Annotated in this window: 17 protein-coding genes; 5 read left to right on the forward strand and 12 right to left on the reverse strand. The window is 70.1% G+C overall.

Annotated elements, in window-relative coordinates; genetic code table 11:
• Positions 1 to 91: 91 nt before the first annotated feature.
• Both FFS51_RS04370 and FFS51_RS04375 read left to right on the forward strand, forming a co-directional pair.
• Positions 92 to 1,021, forward strand: a complete 930-nt coding sequence (locus FFS51_RS04370) for a sugar phosphate isomerase/epimerase family protein (protein ID WP_137877636.1) — start codon at positions 92 to 94, stop codon at positions 1,019 to 1,021.
• A 37-nt stretch (positions 1,022 to 1,058) separates the two neighbouring features.
• Positions 1,059 to 2,222 carry a Gfo/Idh/MocA family protein gene (locus FFS51_RS04375; protein WP_137877637.1) on the forward strand — a complete coding sequence of 388 codons (1,164 nt, stop codon included), beginning with the start codon at positions 1,059 to 1,061 and terminating at the stop codon, positions 2,220 to 2,222.
• Between the two features lie 69 nt (positions 2,223 to 2,291).
• Here the strand turns inward: FFS51_RS04375 and FFS51_RS04380 are convergent, their stop codons facing one another.
• From FFS51_RS04380 to FFS51_RS04390, 3 genes are all read right to left on the reverse strand, one after another.
• Positions 2,292 to 3,182 (reverse strand): ATP-binding cassette domain-containing protein, encoded by an 891-nt coding sequence (locus FFS51_RS04380; RefSeq protein ID WP_048809012.1) that lies wholly within the window; start codon positions 3,180 to 3,182, stop codon positions 2,292 to 2,294.
• Positions 3,179 to 4,240, reverse strand: a complete 1,062-nt coding sequence (locus tag FFS51_RS04385) for an ABC transporter permease (RefSeq protein WP_045247799.1) — start codon at positions 4,238 to 4,240, stop codon at positions 3,179 to 3,181. The genes FFS51_RS04380 and FFS51_RS04385 overlap by 4 nt, the downstream gene beginning before the upstream one ends.
• A gap of 66 nt (positions 4,241 to 4,306) precedes the next feature.
• Positions 4,307 to 5,287 (reverse strand): substrate-binding domain-containing protein, encoded by a 981-nt coding sequence (locus tag FFS51_RS04390; protein ID WP_048809011.1) that lies wholly within the window; start codon positions 5,285 to 5,287, stop codon positions 4,307 to 4,309.
• 203 nt (positions 5,288 to 5,490) lie between these two features.
• Between FFS51_RS04390 and FFS51_RS04395 the strand changes: the two genes are divergently transcribed.
• The gene (locus FFS51_RS04395) at positions 5,491 to 6,672 is read left to right on the forward strand and encodes a Gfo/Idh/MocA family protein (RefSeq protein ID WP_045247798.1); all 1,182 of its coding nucleotides are present in this window, start codon (positions 5,491 to 5,493) and stop codon (positions 6,670 to 6,672) included.
• A gap of 56 nt (positions 6,673 to 6,728) precedes the next feature.
• Here the strand turns inward: FFS51_RS04395 and FFS51_RS04400 are convergent, their stop codons facing one another.
• The 9 genes from FFS51_RS04400 to iolC all read right to left on the reverse strand — a co-directional run bounded on the left by FFS51_RS04400 (position 6,729) and on the right by iolC (position 16,884).
• On the reverse strand, positions 6,729 to 7,472 hold the full coding sequence (locus tag FFS51_RS04400; protein WP_212742778.1) for a TIM barrel protein: 744 nt from the start codon (positions 7,470 to 7,472) through the stop codon (positions 6,729 to 6,731).
• A gap of 31 nt (positions 7,473 to 7,503) precedes the next feature.
• Positions 7,504 to 8,577, reverse strand: a complete 1,074-nt coding sequence (locus tag FFS51_RS04405; RefSeq protein WP_137877639.1) for a transaldolase family protein — start codon at positions 8,575 to 8,577, stop codon at positions 7,504 to 7,506.
• A gap of 16 nt (positions 8,578 to 8,593) precedes the next feature.
• On the reverse strand, positions 8,594 to 9,601 hold the full coding sequence (gene iolG, locus FFS51_RS04410) for an inositol 2-dehydrogenase (RefSeq protein WP_056207626.1): 1,008 nt from the start codon (positions 9,599 to 9,601) through the stop codon (positions 8,594 to 8,596).
• A gap of 19 nt (positions 9,602 to 9,620) precedes the next feature.
• Entirely contained in the window at positions 9,621 to 10,538 is a 918-nt protein-coding gene (locus FFS51_RS04415; protein ID WP_045247794.1) for a sugar phosphate isomerase/epimerase family protein, read from the reverse strand.
• Positions 10,535 to 12,463, reverse strand: coding sequence for a 3D-(3,5/4)-trihydroxycyclohexane-1,2-dione acylhydrolase (decyclizing) (gene iolD / locus FFS51_RS04420; protein ID WP_045247793.1), 1,929 nt, complete (start codon positions 12,461 to 12,463; stop codon positions 10,535 to 10,537). Before iolD ends, FFS51_RS04415 begins: the two co-directional genes overlap by 4 nt.
• Positions 12,460 to 13,374: a 5-deoxy-glucuronate isomerase gene (gene iolB, locus FFS51_RS04425; RefSeq protein WP_137877640.1), complete on the reverse strand. Its 915-nt coding sequence runs from the start codon at positions 13,372 to 13,374 to the stop codon at positions 12,460 to 12,462. Before iolB ends, iolD begins: the two co-directional genes overlap by 4 nt.
• Before the next feature lie 78 nt (positions 13,375 to 13,452).
• Entirely contained in the window at positions 13,453 to 15,006 is a 1,554-nt protein-coding gene (locus FFS51_RS04430; RefSeq protein ID WP_045247791.1) for a CoA-acylating methylmalonate-semialdehyde dehydrogenase, read from the reverse strand.
• Between the two features lie 23 nt (positions 15,007 to 15,029).
• The gene (locus tag FFS51_RS04435) at positions 15,030 to 15,929 is read right to left on the reverse strand and encodes a Cgl0159 family (beta/alpha)8-fold protein (protein WP_045247790.1); all 900 of its coding nucleotides are present in this window, start codon (positions 15,927 to 15,929) and stop codon (positions 15,030 to 15,032) included.
• Position 15,930: 1 nt separating this feature from the next.
• Positions 15,931 to 16,884 (reverse strand): 5-dehydro-2-deoxygluconokinase, encoded by a 954-nt coding sequence (iolC, locus tag FFS51_RS04440; protein WP_045247789.1) that lies wholly within the window; start codon positions 16,882 to 16,884, stop codon positions 15,931 to 15,933.
• Between the two features lie 202 nt (positions 16,885 to 17,086).
• On the opposite strand from iolC, the gene FFS51_RS04445 reads away from it, so the two are divergent.
• Positions 17,087 to 17,848, forward strand: a complete 762-nt coding sequence (locus FFS51_RS04445; RefSeq protein WP_045247788.1) for a GntR family transcriptional regulator — start codon at positions 17,087 to 17,089, stop codon at positions 17,846 to 17,848.
• 54 nt (positions 17,849 to 17,902) lie between these two features.
• A complete protein-coding gene (locus FFS51_RS04450; protein ID WP_045247787.1) occupies positions 17,903 to 18,784 on the forward strand; it encodes a helix-turn-helix transcriptional regulator in 882 nt (293 codons plus the stop codon).
• Positions 18,785 to 18,796 lie beyond the last annotated feature (12 nt).

Here is an 18,796-nt window from a genome sequence, read left to right on the forward strand (position 1 = left end):
ACGAGCATCGCCCGCCGTCGCTCTTGCACACAGACCTAGAGCGCTCTAGATTACCCTTTGTCCGTACAATAACAACCCGAAAGGAGTGCCGGTGAGCACCCCTGACAACGACGTCGCCGCTCCACGCGTCGGCATCGCCCCCGACTCCTGGGGCGTCTGGAACGCCGTCGACGACCGCCAGCCCCCTCCCGAGCAGTACCTGCGCGAAGTACAGGAGGCCGGCTACCACTGGACCGAGCTCGGCCCCTACGGCTACCTCGGCACCGAGGCATCGGCCCTCGCCGACGACTTCGCGGCCCACGACCTCGCCCTCTCGGCGGGAACCGTGTTCACCCACCTGCACCGGTCGCCGGAGGAGGTCGAGAACGCGTGGCGCGACGTCACCGAGGTGGCGCGACTGGTCACCGCGCTCGGCGGTGAGCACGTGATCACCATCCCCGGCCTGTGGGAGCGCGACGCGAACGACGACGTCGTGGGCGCCCGCACCTTCACGGCCGACGAATGGGGCACCTTCACAGCCGCGCACGACGAGATCGGCAAGCGCCTCTGGGAGGAGTTCGGCCTCCGCCAGCAGTTCCACTCCCACGCCGAGAGCCCCATCGGCTCGTACCTCGAGGTGGTGCGCCTGGTCGAGAACACCGACCCGCGGTACACGAACCTGTGCCTGGACACCGGGCACCTCGCGTACTACTGGGGCGACAGCGTGCGTCTCATCCGGGCCTTCCCCGACCGCATCGGCTACCTGCACCTCAAGCAGGTCGAGCCCGACCTGCTGGCGCACGTGCTCAAGAACGAGATCTCGTTCGTCGAGGCCGTCACCCGCGGCGTCATGGTCGAGCCGCCCCACGGCGTGCCCGATTACGGACCCGTGCTGCACGAGGCCGCCCTCGCCCACCCGGGCGTGTTCGCGATCATCGAGCAGGACATGTACCCCGTCGGCGACTTCGCCGCACCCCTCCAGATCGCGCGACGCACGCGCGAGTACATCACCGGATGCGGCGGCCCCGCACGCTTCCGCTGACGCCGCCTCGACACCCATCACCCAAGGAGAACCACCCATGTCCACCCCCATCCGTGTCGGCGTCATCGGCGCCGGAATGGCCGGCCAGGCGCACGCCTTCGGCTACCGCAACGCGATGATGGCGACCAGCTCGCCGCTCTCGGTCGAGCTTGTCGCCATCGCCGACCCCAACCTCGCCCTCGCCCAGTCGGTCGCGGACCGCTACGGGTTCGCGAGCGCCACCGCCGACGTCGACGCGTTCATCGCGAGCGACGTCGACGCCATCAGCGTTGCGCTGCCGAACTTCCTGCACGCCGAGGTGCTGCCCAAGGTGCTCGCCTCCGGCAAGCACGTCTTCGCCGAGAAGCCCATCGGTCGCACCCCGGCGGAGTCGGCGCACCTGCAGGCGCTGGCCGAGGCCTCGCCCGCCGTGACCGGTGTCGGCTTCTCGTTCCGCCGACTGCCCGGCCTCGCCGCACTCGCCCGTGCGGTCGCCGACGGGCTCGTCGGAGACATCCACACCGTGCGCGGCTGGTACAACGCCGACTACGCGGCCGACCCGGTCGGCGCGCTCTCGTGGCGCTTCTCGCAGGAGCAGTCGGGCGGCGGCGCGCTGCTCGACATCGGCGCCCACGCGATCGACGCCGTGCAGTTCGTCGCCGGACGCATCGCGGAGGTCTCGAGCGCGTCGCTGCGCACCGTGATCACCGAGCGCCCCCTGGCGACCGCGGGCGCGATCGGCCACGGGGCATCCGGATCGTCCGAGAAGGGAGCGGTCACCAATGACGACGTCGCTCTGCTCGGGGTGACGCTCGACTCGGGCGCCATCGGGCAGATCGCGCTCAGCCGCATCGCCGCGGGGGTTCCGAATTCGCTCGGCGTCGAGGTGTTCGGCTCCGCGGGCAGCGCCGTGTTCGACTCGATCTCGGCGGGCGAGTTCCACCTCTTCGAGAACGCGACGTCGCCGGTCGCCTACAACGGTCCGCGCCGCATCTTCACCGGGCCTGCACACCCGTACTTCTCGGATGTCGCCGCCATGCCGGGCGCCGGCGTGGGCACCGGCTACGCCGAGGCGTTCGTCGCGGAGATCCAGGAGTTCCTCCGGGCCATCACGAACGGCACGCCCATCGACACGGACTTCGCCACCGCCACAGCGATGATGAACGTCGTCGGTGCGGCGTTCGAGTCGGCACGCACGCGAGGCCCCGTCCCGGTCGCCTGACCTCCGGGAACAACGAACCCCCTCCCCGATTCGGGGAGGGGGTTCGTGCTTCTGGGAACGGCAGCGCGATCAGGCGCGGATCGACGAGATCTCGTGGGCGAGGGACTCGAGCTCGGCACCGCCGGCCATCGCCTGGATGAGCTCCTCGAGCTGCACCTTGCCCCGCTCGAACTCCGCGAGCAGCCGGCCGCGGTTGAGCAGGTAGAACCGGTCGCCGACCATGAAGGCGTGGTGCGGGTTGTGCGTGATGAACACGACGGCGACGCCGCGGTCGCGTGCCGCGAGGATGTACTTCAGCACGATGCCCGACTGACGCACACCGAGAGCGCTCGTCGGCTCGTCGAGGATGAGCACCTTGGCACCGAAGTGCACGGCCCGGGCGATCGCGACGGCCTGGCGCTCACCGCCCGAGAGCGTGCCGATCGGCTGGTCGGTGTCGCGCAGGTCGATGCCCATCTGCTTGAGGGCGGACTTCGTGACGTCCTTGGCGTTCTTCACCGAGAGGAGTCCGAGAGCCTTCGGGCCGCTGACGGGCTCGTTGCCGAGGAAGAAGTTGCGCCAGATCGACATCAGGGGAACCGTGGCGAGGTCCTGGAACACCGTCGCGATTCCGCGCCCGAGCGCATCGCGCGGCGACGAGAACTCGACCGGCTCGCCGTCGAGCGTGACGGAGCCCGAGCTCGGCTTGTGGACGCCCGAGAGGATCTTGATGAGCGTGGACTTGCCGGCGCCGTTGTCGCCGAGGACGCACGTGACGGTGCCCGGGTCGACACGGAGGCTGATGTCGCGCAGGGCGATCACGCTGCCGAAGGTCTTGCCGACCTTCTTCAGCTCGAGGGCGGCCTGAACTCCGGTGGGAAGCTCGTGCGCGTTCTCGGCCGCGGCTTCTTCGACGGCCGCGACGATCTCCTGGTCGGCGACCGCGTTCGTCTCGTCCTGAGGCTCGTTGACGGTGCTCATTTCTTGCGACCTCCCTGGGCGCGACGCGAGATGGTGATGTTGATCAGCACGGCGGAGAAGAGGATGACGCCGAGGAACGTCGACACCCAGTCCTGATCCCAGAGCGCGTAGGGGATGCCGATGGCCGCGAAGCCCATGATCAGCGCACCGATCGAGGCTCCGATCGCGGAGCCGGCGCCACCGGTGAGGAGCGTGCCGCCCACCGCCGCGGCGATGATGTAGTAGAACTCCTGGCCGACACCCTGGCCGGCCTGCATGCCGCGAAGACGCAGCAGGAACATGATGCCGACGAGCGATGCGGACACCGAGGTCATCACGAACAGGGTGATCTTGGTGCGGTTCACCGGGACGCCGGCGTTGCGCGCGGCGTTCGCGTCGCCGCCCGAGGCGAAGATCCAGTTGCCGAAGACCGTGCGGGTGAGCAGAAGCGTCGCGAAGATCGTGATCACGAGCCACCACACCAGGGAGATCTGGAACTGGGTGCCGGCGACGTCGAAGGTCGAGGAGAACAGCGACCTGGCGGAGTCGAACCCATCCCCCTGGTCGACGCCCGAGACGCGGACCGTGCCGGTGAGACCCTTCGTGATGGCGAGGTTCGCGCCCTTGAGCACGAAGAAGGTGCCGAGGGTGACGATGAAGGACGGGAGCGCGGTGCGGATCACCAGGATGCCGTTGATGAAGCCGATCACGGCGGCCATGACGACGGTAGCCGCAATGGCGGCCCAGACGTTCCAGCCGAGCTGAGTGATCAGCAGACCCGCGAACAGGCCCGACGTTCCGACCATGACGCCCGAGGAGAGGTCGAACTCGCCGCCGATCATGAGGAGTGCGACGAAGACCGCGACGATGCCGACGGGGGCCGCGAAGTCGGTCCAGCCGGCCGCGCCCTCGAGGGTTGCGAACTTGCCGGTCGTGTCGACGAAGGTGAAGAGGAGGAAGATCGCGACCGCGCCGATCAGTGCGCCGAGCTCGGGGCGGCGGAGCGTCTTGAGGTACCAGGGGGTGCGGCTCACGCGTTCATCGACCGCGATGTTGCTCGTGTTCGTGAGGAAAGACATGTTGTGGCTGCTCTCTGAAGAAGGGCGGCGCGCCCGTCATGGTGACGAACGCGCCGCCCGGAGGGACTAGCGGGTGCCGGCCTGGACCGAAGCCTGGACCGCCTGGACGTTGTCCTTGGTGACGAACGCCGGACCGGTGTAGACGGGGTTGCCGCCACCGACCTCGATCGCGTCCTTCACGGCCAAGTACAGGAGCTGCACGGCGAGGAAGCCCTGCGCGTACTGCTGCTGGTCGATCGCGAAGGCGAGCGTGCCCGCGCTGATCGCCTTGAGGGCGTCGTTCGACAGGTCGACGGTGCCGACGACGATCTTCGGGTTGACGGCCTGCACGGCGGGGAGCACTGCTCCCGTGGCGACGTCGGCGTTGAGGGCGAACACGCCGTCGATCGTCGGGTCGGCCTGGAGGGCCGCCTGGATCTTCGCCTCTGCACCGGTCAGGTCGGCGAGCGCGCCGTCGACGTTGAACTGCTGCACGGTGCCCTTGAAGGTCTTCGCGGCGCCGTTGCATCGATCGGTGAGCCCGGAGTTCGCGGCTTCCTGGATCGGGCAGAGGATCTTCTTGAGGCCGAGGTCGTTGAACTTCAGACCCGCCTGCTCACCCGCCACGGTCTCGTCCTGACCGACGTGGGTGAAGGCGCCGAGATCCTTGTAGACATCCGAACCCGAGTTCAGGGTGAGGGTCGGCAGGTTCGCCGCCTTCGCCGCGAGCATCGCGTCCTTGATGGCGCCCGGGTCCGGAGCCGATGCGCCGATCGCCGAGCAGCCGCCCTTGACTCCGGCGGAGATCGTCGAGGCCTGCTTGGCGGAGTCGTTCGACGAGCCCTGGTAGTCCAGCGTGACGCCGAGCTGCTTGGCGGCGTCCTCCGCTCCCTTCTGCACGACGGACCAGAAGGTCCCGCCGTCACCGTGCGTGTAGATGCAGATCTTGATCGACGCGTTCGCCGCGTCTGCGGTTGAGCTGCTCGAGGCCTTCCCCGAACAACCTGCGAGGGCGAGAGCGAGGACCGCCACGCCTGCCGCCATGATGGCGAGCTTCTTCTTGACCAACTCTGGTGCTCCTTCTCTTCGTTGAGTGAGTGCGGACGGGCTCTGGGACCGACCCGTGAATGAGAGTATGTCCGATCAAATGAACGATGTCCAGCATTTCTCGACAATTTGTTCTTACATTCTGTCAACTAGCGCGTAGGCTGGCCACAGACTCGCGCGGGAACCCCGCCCGCGCGCCGATGTCGATCCAAAGGAGGACCGAGATGACCACGCGCACGCCGCTCGGCGTAGGCCTGATCTCCGTCGGGTGGATGGGACGGCTGCATGCCCGCTCCTACCTCGCCGCCGGCCAGCACTACCCCGACCTGACCTATGCGCCGCGCCTCGTCGTGGCCGCCGACCCCGATGCCGGCGGACGCGAGTACGCGACCGACGTTCTCGGATTCGACCGCACCGTCGCCGACTACAGCGAGGTGCTGGCCGACCCGGAGGTCGACGTGGTGTCGATCTGCTCGCCGAACTTCCTCCACCACGAGATCGCCCTCGCCGCCATCGAGGCGGGAAAGCCGTTCTGGATCGAGAAGCCCATGGGACGCGGTGCTGTCGAGTCCCGCGAGATCGCCGAGCGTGCGGAATCCGCTGGACTGGTCACGTCGGTGGGATTCAACTACCGGCACGTGCCCGCCGTCGCCCGCGCGCGCGAGCTGGTGCGCTCGGGGGCCATCGGCACGATCACGAACGTGCGGGTCTCGTTCCTCGCCGATTACTCGGCCGACCCCGCCGGAGCCCTGACCTGGCGGTTCCTCACCGCCCGCGCCGGATCCGGAGTCCTGGGCGATCTGCTCTCCCACGGTGCCGACCTCGCCCAGTACGTCGTGGGGCGCATCACCTCGGTGAACGGACTGACGGCGACCTTCATCCCCGAGCGCCCCCTCCCGGCAGCGGGTGCCGCCAGCCACTTCTCGAAGGGTTCCGAGGACGGCCCCCGCGGCGCCGTCGAGAACGAGGACTACGCCGCACTTCTCGCGCGATTCGAGGGAGGCGCCGTCGGTGTGCTCGAGTCCAGCCGCGTCGCGATCGGTCCGCGTGCCGAGTACGTGCTCGAGGTGTACGGCACCAAGGGCTCCCTGCGGTGGGACTTCCAGCGCCTGAATGAACTGCAGATCGCCGACGATCCGTCGGGCTATCGCACGGTCATGGCAGGTCCCGAGTTCGGTGACTTCTCACGATTCCAGCCCGGCGTCGGCACGAGCATGGGATTCGACGACCTCAAGGCGATCGAGGCATCGCTGTTCCTGCGCTCGGTGGCAACAGGCACGCAGCTCGCCCCCTCCGCCGCCGACGCCTGGGCCGCCGCCGAGATCGTCTCCGCGGCGCTGCGCTCCGCGGAGACCGGCGGCTGGGTCGAGGTGCCCGAGGTCGACGGCGAGACCACGTTCGGCTGAGGCATGACGAGAGGGGCCGGTGAGCGACACGCTCACCGGCCCCTCTCGTCATCAGCTCAGGCGAAGGCGGGTCGGAAGGCGTCGAGAGCGTCGTCGCTCGATCCGCTCGCCCAACTCTCCAGCCCCACCACGCCGTCATACGCGATCGCGGCGAGCGCATCGCCGATCGCACGGTAGTTGATCTCACCCGTCCCCGGCTCCTGCCGACCCGGGACGTCCGCCACCTGGATCTCGCCGATCCAGGGCTGCGCGCGACGCACGAGCTCGATGAGGTTCCCCTCGCCGATCTGCGCGTGGTAGAGGTCGAGGTTGAGTCGCAGCCCGGGGCTGTCGACCGCGGAGACGAGCGCGAGGGTGTCCTCGGCGCGGGCGAAAGGTGTGCCCGGGTGGTCGACGGCGGTGTTGAGGTTCTCGAGTGTGAACACCCGCCCGGCGCGCTCCCCGAGCTCGGCGAGACGGCTGAGCGTGTCGGCCGCGATCAGCCACTCGGCGCCGGTGACGACGTCGTGCGGCACGACGGGAAACCCGTTCGGGTCGAGTCCCGTGCCGTGGAGGTTCAACCGCGGCGAGTCGATGAGCTCAGCAGCCCGGAGGGACTCTTCGGCGGTCGCGAGCAGTTCGGCGATGCCGTGCGGCGTCGTGAGGTCGCCGCGCAGATATCCCGTCATCGACGAGAAGATGGCACCCGTGGCGGCCAGCTCCGAGAGGTTCTTCGTGCTCCAGTCCCAGATCTCGACCTCGAAGCCGAGTTCGTGGATGCGGCGCACCCGATCGACGAACGGGAGGTCGCGGAAGAGCATCTCCGCGGAGGCCGCGAGACGGACGGGCACCTCACGCCGCCGGAACCAGGATGTCGCGCACGAGGGCATCGAGCTGGGCGTCGGCCTCGAGGAACTGGCGCAGGGTGTTGCGGGAGGCCCCGAACGTGGCGAACTCATCCGGCGCGAGCCCGTCGGGCTCGTACGCCCGCCGGAACTCGCTCAGCGTCTCGAGCTCAGCGAGGATCTCGGTGGCGACAGGCACATCGATGCGGTCGGCCACCGCGATGCGGTTCTCGTTGATGCGGGCCTGCCAGTCGAACGGGGGTGAGACGACGAGGTCTCCCCCGACGAGCTCCGACCACTGCAGCGAATTGCGGAAGGCGGCCGACAGGATGCGGCTGCGGTATCCCCGCTCCCGGAAGAGGTGATGCGCCCGCTTGAGGGCTGCCACTCCCGCCCAGTCGAGCACCCCGGGGGTGGTGAGGATCCGCTGCGCGTTCGCCCACTTCTTCAGCCAGTCATCGAGACGACCGCCCATGATCGTGACGACGTGACCGAGCTCGCGCTCCTCGAGCCCGTCGGCCGCACGCCGGTCGAGTGCCCGCTCGAGCGCTGCTCCGACGGCGAGCGCCTGCGGCACCGTGAAGCTCAGCGTCGCGTTGATGCTGACGCCGCGGTACGCGGCCTCCTCCATCGCGGCCACGCCCGTCGCGGTCGCGGGGATCTTCACGATGATGTTCGGCGCGAGCGTCGAGAACTCGACCGCCTGGGCGACGAGGGCATCGCGATCGCGGTGGAGCCGCGGGTCGGTCTGGATCGACAGTCGCCCGTTGCGTCCGCCGCTGGCGGCAAAGGCCGGTTCGAGCAGCCGCGCCGCGGCCACCGACAGCTCGCGCACCGCCGCCCACCCGAGCTCCGACTCGCCCCACGTCGGATGCTCGTCGGCGAGCTCGCGCAGGCGGGGACCCCAGACATCCGGTCGCTTGGTGATCGCGGTCAGCGCGATGACCGGATTGCAGGTGGCTCCGACCGCGCCGAAGGCGATGGACTGCGCGAGCTCGTCGGGGTCGGCCGAGTCGTTCCAGAGCGAGGTGGGAGTGGTCGCGGCCGCGCGGGCGAGCGGGGCGTCGGTGTCGATGGTCATGGTGGATCCTCGGGGGTCAGGAAAGGTCGACAGGCACGATGACGCGCTCGGTCGCCGAGCGCTGCGCCGCGTCGGCGAGAACGAGCGCCGCACGGCCGTCCTCGAAGGTGGGGCTGGTGGACGCCTCGCCGCGGGCGAGCTTGATGAACTCGTGCAGCTCCGCCGCATAGGCGTCGGCGTAACGCTCGAGGAAGAAGCTCTGATACGGCGGACGGGCTTCGACGGCGGCGGCGCCCGAGACGCTCACGAGGCTCGTGGGCATGTTGGCGACCGACAGCGAGCCGAGCTCACCGAACGCCTCGATGCGCTGGTCGTATCCGACCGCGCTGTGGCGGGAGTTCGTGATCGAGACGATCGCCCCCGAGGCGGACCGCAGCGTGATGACGGCTGTGTCGAAGTCGCCGTGCTCGCGGGCGCCCGGGTCGAAGGTGGTGGTGCCCGTCGCGCTCACCTCGACGATGTCGGGCAGGAAGAAGCGCGCCATGTCGAAGTCGTGGATCGTCATGTCGCGGAAGATGCCGCCCGAGATGCCGACGTAGGCGGCGGGCGGTGCCGACGGGTCGCGGCTGATGATCGACAGCTGCTCGAGCGCACCGATCTCGCCCGCGTCGACCCGTGCCCGCACCTCGGCGAACGCCGGGTCGAAGCGACGGTTGAAGCCGAGCGCGACCGGCACGCCGGATGCCGCGACGCGGGGGCGCAGCGCGTCGACGCGGGCGATGTCGAGATCGATCGGCTTCTCGCACAGCACGGCGATGCCCGCGTCGATCGCACGGGCGATCAGGTCGACGTGCGTCGGCGTCGGGGACGCGATGAGCACCGCGTCGAGGTCGCCAGCGGTGAACAGCTCCTCGGCGTCAGCGGTCGCGATCGCGCCGTACGTCTCGGCGACGGCGCGGGCGCCGTCGATGAAGGGGTCGGCTACGCGCGCCAGCACGGCGTCGGCATCGGCGGCGATGCTCGCGGCGTGCACCTGGCCGATCCGGCCGGTGCCGATCAGACCGAAGCGGAGAGGGGTCGTCATGGTGGTGTCCTCGAAGGTCTCAGGCCCAGATGCGCAGGGCGTCGCGGTTGATCTGCTGGTCGGCGGCACGGTCGCGCTGGAACGCCGAGAGGGAGACATCCGGGCCGTTGAGCACGTCCTGCTCGACGACGATCCATCCGTCGTAATCCTGCGCGGCGATGGCGTCCATCACCGCGGCAAGGTCGACGTCGCCGCGCCCGAACGCCACGAACGACCCCGACGACCACACCTCGGGCATGCCGCCGCCGGCCGCGAGCACACGGCGCAGCTCGGCGAGATCGACATCCTTCAGGTGGAGGTGGTTGATGCGGGACCCCCAGCGGCGCACCGCGTCGGCCGGGTCGCCGCCCGCGATGAACAGGTGCCCGGTGTCGAGGGTGAGGTCGACGTTCACGTTCGCGAGGAACCGGTCGATCTCCGCGGGCGACTCCACGAACGTGCCGGCGTGGTGGTGGAAGGTCGGCTCGAAGCCCGCAGCCCGCACGATGTCGGCGGCGCGCTCCGCGTTCGCGATCAGACGCTCCCAGGCCGCCTCCGCGAGGGGGTCGACCTCCTCGCCGCGCCCCGGGGCGCCGCGGCGGGCGACCGACCCGTCGTCGGCGAGGGTGGGCAGCGGCAGTCGCGCGGGCCCGGCGGCCGCGGCATCCGAGAACACCCGGAGGGCCGCGTGCAGCGACGGGATGCTGGCGGCGAACGCATCGTCGTCGGAGAACGGCAGCTGCACCCACCCGCCGGCGAGCGACAGGTCGTACTCGGCGAGACGGCGACGCAGCACGTCTCCCTCGCCGAGGAAGCCGAGGGGACCCAGGTCGACGCCCCGGTAGTCGGAGTCGGCGAGGATGCGCAGCATCGCGTCGGGACTGAGGGTCTCGGCACCCTCGGGGGTGAGCTCGAACACTCCGAAACTGACGGGTGCTCCGGCGACGGTGGCCTTCATCGCCCACCTTCCTCTCCGAGCAGCGGGCGCTGGGCCCGACGCTGCTCCTCGTATGCGGCGCGTGCGCGCTGGGTGGACGGCAGGGTGGAGACAGCCGGGATCGGCACGTCCCACCAGCCCTCGCCGTCCGGGGCGTAGACGAGAGGATCGCTCTCGATGTGGATCAGCGTCGACCGGGTGCTCGCCTTGGCCGCGACGACGGCGGCGTGAAGATCGGCGGTCGCGGTGGCGCCGGGGGCGATCTCGACGACGTCGAGCCCGTAGCTGCGGGCGTTCGCCGCCAGGTCGACCGGCAGCACCTGGTCGCCCTGGAAGTTGCGTGCGTCGGCGTCGTAGGTGCGGTACTTCGTGCCGAAGCGGTCGGACCCGACGGTCTCGGACAGGTGGCCGATCGACGCGTAGCCGTGGTTCTGCACGAGCACGACGATGATCTTGATGCCCTCGGCGACCGCCGTGACCAGTTCGGAGTTGAGCATGAGGTACGACCCGTCGCCGACCATGACGATGACGTCGCGGTCGTCGTCGAGGGCGTCGAGCCCGCGCTTGACGCCGAGGCCGCCCGCGATCTCGTATCCCATCGTCGAGAACGCGTATTCGACGTGGTACCCGAGCGGATCGCGCACCCGCCACAGCTTGTGGAGATCTCCCGGCAGCGAACCGGCGGCCTGCACGATGACATCCGCCGGGGCCGACGCCGACTGCACGGCGCCGATGATCTCGGGCTGGCCGGGACGCGGCGCGCCGGTCGCAGCGAGCGCACGGTCGACCGCGGCATCCCAGACGCCCTTCTCCTGCGCGGTGCGCGCAGCGTACTCGGCCGACACCTCGAAGCCCTCGAGCTCGATCGCGAGCTCCGCGAGGGTCTCGCGCGCGTCGGCGACGACGGCGATCTGCGTGCCGTGCTTGTAGGCGTCGAAGGAGGCGATGTTGATGTTGACGAAGCGCACGTCCGGGTTCTGGAAGGCCGTGCGCGAGGCGGTCGTGAAGTCGCTGTACCGCGTGCCGATGCCGATGATGACATCGGCCTCTGCCGCGAGCCGGTTCGCCGCGGTCGTTCCGGTCGCCCCGACCCCGCCCAGGTACTGCGGGTGGTCGAAGGCGAGCGCGCCGCCGCCCGCCTGCGTGGTTCCGACCGGGATGCCGGTGGCCTCGACGAGCGCGCGCAGGTGCTCCTCAGCCCCGGAGTAGATCACACCGCCGCCGACGACGAGGAAAGGACGCTCCGCGGAGCGGATCGCCGCGACGGCGCGCGCGAGGGCGGCACGCTCGGGGAGCGGCCGGCGGATGTGCCACTCGCGGTCGGCGAGGAACGCGACGGGCACGTCGATGGTCTCCGCCTGCACGTCCTCGGGCAGCGCGATCGTGACGGCGCCGGTCTCGGCCGGGTCTGTCAGCACGCGCAGGGCGGCGAGCGCGATCGAGTAGAGCTGCTCGGGGCGCTGCACACGGTCGAAGAAGCGCGAGAGCGGACGGAACGCGTCGTTGACCGTGAGCCCGATGTCCCAGGGCTGCTCGAGCTGCTGCAGCACCGGGTCGGCGACGCGGGTCGCGAACGTGTCGGAGGGCAGCAGCAGGGCGGGCAGACGGTTGGTGGTCGCAAGCGCGGCGCCGGTGAGCATGTTCGTCGCGCCGGGCCCGACCGACGCGGCCGAGGCGAACGTGGCGCGGCGCCGGTGGATGCGCGCGTAGCCGACCGACTGATGCACCATCGCCTGCTCGTTGCGCGCCTGGTAGTAGGGCATCAGGTCGGGCTGCTCGACGTTCAGCTGCTTGAGCGCCTGACCGACACCCGCGACGTTGCCGTGGCCGAAGATGCCGAAGACGCCCGGGATGGTGCGTTCGCGGATGTCGCCGTCCACCGTCCACTGGTGGGCGAGGAACTCGATCAGCGCCTGGCTGACGGTCATGCGCTTCGTCGCGCTCATCGGGTGCTGCCTTCCTCGCCGGCCGCGGTGAACGGCAGGCGCGGGTCGATCTCGAGGCCCTCCCAGGTGCTGCGCACCCAGGCGTGGGCGGGGTCGTCGCTGATGAGCCAGGCCCGATCGGGGTCGGGGCCGGCCATCACGTTGAGGTAGTAGAGGTCGTAGCCGGGCGCCGCGACCGCGGGGCCGTGGTAGCCGTAGGGCACCAGGGCGATGTCGCCCGAGTGCACCATCGCGTCGATCTCTATGTCGCCCGCGGGAGACGAGTAGGTCGAGAACATGCCGAAGGCGGATGCCGCGGCTCCCCCGGCGGCGGCGGCGCGCGCCGGCGCGGACTCGAAGTAGTAGATCTCCTCGAGCCGGGTCTCATGACCCGGGTCGTGCTCGTCGTGCTTGTGCGGCGGGTACGACGACCAGTTCTCGGCCGGGGTGATCACCTCGCACACGATCAGCCGCACGGCGTCGAGGGCCTGCGGGGTGCCGAAGTTGTGCACCTGGCGGCTGGATGCCCCCGCCCCCCGCAGCTCGACGGGCACATCACTGCGGGCGATGTGGCGCGTCGGGCGCTGCTCGGTCGTCGGCGAGGTGGCGACGGCGACGCGCCCGCTCCCCGTCAGGGTCGCGGTCGCGCCCGCGCCGAGGTAGAGCACGTCGGTCGGGCCGTCGAACACGCTCGCCCGCCCGGCGAGGTCGTAGGCGGCGTCCGCCGTCTCGATCCGGAAGCTCCCCGCGAGCGGCACCACGATGCGCTCCACGTCGCGCTCATCGAGGGCGAGCACGTCGCCGGCGGCGAGCTCGGCCACCCGGATGCCCGTGTGGACCCAGCCGGGAGTCGAGGCGTCGACGACGCTCTCCCACCCGTCGCGGGCGAGGGCGCCGCGCCGGTGGAACCAGCGCTGGTCGTGAGCGGGCATGGCGGTGCTGCTTTCGTGTGGGAGGAGAGGAGCGGATGCCGCGGCCAGATCGGCGGGGCCGCGGCATCCGGGTCTGGATCAGGTGTTCTGCGGGAACCCGAGGTTGATGCCGCCGTGGGTGGCGGGGTCGAGCCAGCGGCTCGTGATGGCCTTCTCGCGGGTGAAGAAGTCGAACCCGTGCACGCCGTAGGCCTTCGCGTCGCCGAACAGCGACGCCTTCCAGCCGCCGAACGAGTGGTAGGCGACCGGCACGGGGATCGGCACGTTGATGCCGATCATGCCGACCTGCACCTCGTTCTGGAACCGCCGTGCGGCGCCGCCGTCGTTGGTGAAGATCGCGGTGCCGTTGCCGAACTGTCCCGAGTTGATGAGGTCGAGACCCTCCTGGAACGTCTGGATCCGCACGACCTCGAGCACGGGGCCGAAGATCTCCTCCTGGTAGGCGCGGGAAGTCGTCGGGATCTCGTCGATCAGGGTCGGACCGAAGAAGAAGCCGTCCTCGTGACCGTCGACGGTGAAGCCGCGACCGTCGACGACGATGGTGGCGCCGTCCTGCTCGGCGATGTCGACGTACGACGACACCTTGTCGCGGTGCACACCCGTGATGAGCGGCCCCATGTCGGGCTCGACGCCGTCGACGCCCGCACCGTTGCCGATTTTGAGCTTGCCGATGCGCTCGACGATCTTCGCGATCAGCTCGTCGGCGACCGGCTCGACGGCCAGCACGACCGAGATCGCCATGCAGCGCTCGCCCGCGGCGCCGTAGCCCGCGTTGACAGCCTGGTCGGCGACGAGGTCGAGGTCGGCGTCGGGCAGCACCAGCATGTGGTTCTTCGCGCCGCCGAGGGCCTGCACGCGCTTGCCGTTGCGCGAGGCGGTCTCGTAGATGTACTGCGCGATGGGAGTCGAGCCGACGAAGGAGACCGACTGCACGACAGGATTCGTGAGCAGCCCGTCGACGGCGAGCTTGTCTCCCTGGAGCACCGTGAAGACGCCGTCGGGAAGTCCGGCCTCCTTCCACAGCTGAGCGATCCAGAGCGAGGCGGAGGGGTCCTTCTCGCTGGGCTTGACGACGACGGCGTTGCCGGCGGCGATCGCGATGGGGAAGAACCACATCGGCACCATCGCCGGGAAGTTGAACGGCGAGATGATGCCGACGACGCCGAGGGGCTGACGCAGCGAATAGACGTCGATGCCGGTGGAGACGTTCTCGGAGTACGCACCCTTGATGAGGTGCGGGAACCCGGTCGCGAGCTCGACGACCTCCTGGCCGCGCAGGATCTCACCGATCGCGTCGGAGACGACCTTGCCGTGCTCGGCGGTGATGATGCGGGCGAGCTCGCCCTTGCGGGCGTTGAGCAGCTCGCGGAACGCGAACAGCACCGTCTGGCGCTTCGCGATCGAGTAGTCCTTCCAGACCTCGAAACCGCGCTGCGCGGACGCGATCGCCTCGTCGATCTCGGCCTGGTCGGCGAGCGCGACGCGGGCGCTCACGGCACCGGTGGCCGGGTTGTAGACGGGGGCGGTGCGGCCGCTCGTCGAGACGCGTTCGGCGCCGTCGATCCAGTGCGAGATCACGCGCACATCGGTCGCGTCGGCGGCGCCGGCGGGGGCGGAGACAGTGGTGCTCATGTCGGAACTCTCCTCGGTTGGGGTCACAGGTCGGGGTGCACGAGGCCGGCCGCGATGTCCACGGCCGCGGCGACGTCACCGTCGGGCGGATAGAGCAGGGTACGGCCCACGGTAAGGCCCCGCACCCCGGGAAGTCCGAGCGCGACCTCCCAGGACGCGAAGGTCTCGTCGGGATCGGCCCCCGAGTCTCCGCCGAGCAGCAGGGTCGGCAGCGTCGTCGCCGCCATCACCCGCTCCATATCGTCGACGACCGGCAGCTTCAGCCAGGTGTAGGCACTCGTCGATCCGAGACCCTGGGCGATGGCGATCGAGAGGATGACTGCGTCCGTCGACAGGTCGTTGACGATCCGTCCGTCCACCCACCGGCTGATGAACGGCTCGAGCATGATCGGCAGTCGGGCGGCGGCGGCCTCGGTCACGGCGTGCGCCGTGGTCTCGAGCGTCGGGGCGGTCGCGGCATCCGCGAAGTTGACACGCAGCAGCGTCTTGGCGACGTCGATGCCGTCGGACACCATGCCCGCGACGTCGTGGCCGGTGAAGCGGTCATCCATCTCGAACGCGGCGCCGCGCAGCCCGCCGCGGTTCATCGAGCCGACGACGATCTTGTCGTCGAGCAGGCCGAGGGCGGCGAGGTCGTCGATCACATCAGGGGTGCCGAGCACGCCATCGACGCCGGGCCGCTGCAGGGCGGTCGCGAGGCGGTCGAGCAGGTCGTAGCGGTCGGCCATGGCCTGCGCGTCGGCACCGACCGAGAGGGCGCCGCGCGCCGGGTGGTCGGCGGCGACGATGAACAGGCGCCCGTCACCGCGCAGCAGCGGCCGGCGGACACGGTCGGCCAGGGCGGTCCGAATCGATTCGGGCCGGTGGGCGCGGATGTCCCGCACGCGGGCGAAGTCCGCGTCCCCCAGAGTGTGCGCGGCCATCTCAGCGGATCCTCTCGAGTACGGCCTCGACCTCATCGGTCGTCGGCATCGCCGTCGAGCACTCGCGCCGCGAGGCGACGATGGCACCCGCGACGTTCGCGAAGCGCACGATGCGCTCGAGGCTCCACCCCGACAGCAGTCCATGGCAGAGCGCCCCGCCGAAGGCGTCGCCCGCGCCGAGGCCGTTGACGACATCCACGAAGTAGGGAGCGACCTCGACGCTCTCGTCCGCGGTCTTGGCGAGCACGCCGCGCGGTCCCTGCTTGACGATCGCGATCTCGACACCCCGCTCGAGCAGTGCGTCGGCGGCGCGGTGCGGATCGGTCTCGCCGACGGCGACCTCGCACTCCTCACGGTTGCCGACGGCCACCGTGACCTGGCCGAGGACGGGCTCGATCTGCTCGCTCGCAGCGGCAGGACCCGACCAGAACATGGGCCGGTAGTCGAGATCGAGCACGGTGTGGCGGGCACGGTCGCGGGCGGCGAGAGCGGTGTGGTGCGCCGAGCGACTGGGCTCCTGGGTGAGTCCGGTCGCGGTGAGCCAGAGCACTTCGGCGCCGCGCACGGCGGCGAGGTCGAGCTGCGCGTCGTCGATGTTGAGGTCGGGCGCCTTCGGCTCGCGGTAGAAGTACAGCGGGAAGTCGTCGGGCGGGAAGATCTCGCAGAAGGTGACGGGGGTCTTCAGCGCCGGATCCACGGCGACGAGCCGCGGGTCGACGCCGAGGCGGTCGAGCTCACGCAGCAGATAGCGACCGAACGGGTCGTGGCCGACGCGGCTCACGAGGCCCGAGCGCCGACCGTGGCGTGCGGCGGCCACCGCGACGTTGGCGGCGCTGCCGCCGAGGTATTTGCCGAACGTCGCGACATCCTCGAGCCCGACACCGTCCTGAAGGGGATAGATGTCCACGCCGAGGCGACCGATCGCGAGGATCTCGGGTGTCGTGTTCTGCGTCATACTCCGCTGTACAACTCTCTTCGGAAACCTGCGCCGCCCTGGTCGACGGCATGTCCTAACAATAGCACATGTTGACCTGTCGGCAAGGGGCACTTCGGATGCCGCAACGCCCCACTCCGCGTCGATATCACCGAACATGTGTCGACATACGTAAGATTGTCGAGACATGGGAGTGAGCCCGGAAGAGGAGGCGGCGAGCGCGATGGCGAGCAACGAGATCTACTGGCCGGAAGAGCTGTTCACCGACCTCGACCGCACGGGACCGGTGCCCCTCTACTTCCAGGTGTCGAGCCGGCTCGAGGCCGCCATCCACGACGGCGTGATCCCCGCCGGCGCCCGCCTCGAGAACGAGATCGCCATCGCCGCACGGCTCGGTCTCTCCCGGCCGACCATCCGGCGCGCCATCCAGGAGCTCGTCGACAAGGGCCTGCTCGTGCGCCGCCGCGGGATCGGCACCCAGGTCGTGCAGGGGCAGGTCACCCGCCCCGTCGAGCTCACCAGCCTCTACGAGGACCTCCGCAACAGCCACCACGAGCCCGGCACGCGCGTGCTCGCCCACGAGATCGTGCCCGCGACCGATCCGGTCGCGGAGGGTCTCGGGGTGGCCGTCGGCACCGACGTCGTCTTCATCCGACGCCAGCGCAGCACCGACGGCGTGCCCGTGGCCGTGCTCGAGAACTACCTCCCGATCGAGTTCTCCGACATCACGACCGAGCAGCTGCAGGATCGCGGACTCTACCAGATCCTCCGCGCGCGCGGCGTCACCATCCAGATCGCCAAGCAGAAGATCGGCGCCCGGCGCGCGCAGGGCGACGAGGCCGAGTTGCTCGATGTCGAGCGCGGCGGCCCACTGCTCACGATGGAGCGCATCGCGTTCGACAACTCCGGCCGTGCTCTCGAGTACGGCCACCACTGCTACCGGCCCGACATGTACAGCTTCGAGACGACCGTCGTCGCGAAGTAGCGGGGGTACCACCAGTACCTCCCGCGTCGCACCGGCGAGACGTAGCGTGGACGCATGCACGACATCCGCGCCGAGGTGCGCGAGTTCCTGAGCTCGCGTCGCGCGCGCATCACCCCTCAGGAGGCGGGCCTGCCCGCCTACGGCGGCAACCGTCGCGTGGCGGGGCTGCGCCGCGAGGAGGTCGCGATGCTCACCGGCGTCTCGGTCGACTACTACATCCGTCTCGAGCGCGGGAACCTCGCGGGCGCCTCCGAGAGCGTGCTCGACGCGCTCGCGCGCACGCTGCGGCTCGACGCGGCCGAGCGCGACTACCTGTTCGACCTCGCGCGGGCGGCGAGCCCCGGCATCCGCGTGCCCGCGAAGCCTGCCGAGACGGTGCGCCCCGCGGTGCGGCAGGTGCTCGACGCGATGGCCGACGCCCCCGCGTGGGTCCGCAACGGCCGACACGACATCCTGGCGGCGAACCGTCTCGGCCGCGCCCTCTACGCGCCGGTGTTCGACAGCCCCCGCCGCCCGGTCAACACGACCCGGTTCACGTACTTGGATGCTGCGGCCCGCACCTTCTGGCGCGACTACGACCAGATCGCGAACGACGCCGCCGCGATGCTGCGCCTCGAAGCGGGCCGCACGCCGCACGACACCGACCTCATCACGCTCATCGGCGAGCTGTCGACGCAGAGCGAGCTGTTCCGGCAGCGGTGGGCCTCGCGCGACGTGAAATACCACCGCAGCGGGCGCAAGCGTCTGCACCACCCGGTGGTCGGCGATCTCGATCTCGACTTCGAGTCGATGGAGCTGCCCAGCGAGCCGGGCCTCGTCATGAACGTCTACACGGCGCCGGCGGGCTCGCCGAGCGCCGATGCGCTGACCCTGCTCGCCTCGTGGGCGGCGAGCGCCGACTTCACCGCCGACGCGGCGCTCATCGGCGCGGAGTGATCCGGACGGGCT

Origin of the sequence: Microbacterium sp. 4NA327F11 (assembly GCF_005503465.1) — a bacterium.
Taxonomy (GTDB): domain Bacteria; phylum Actinomycetota; class Actinomycetes; order Actinomycetales; family Microbacteriaceae; genus Microbacterium; species Microbacterium ginsengisoli.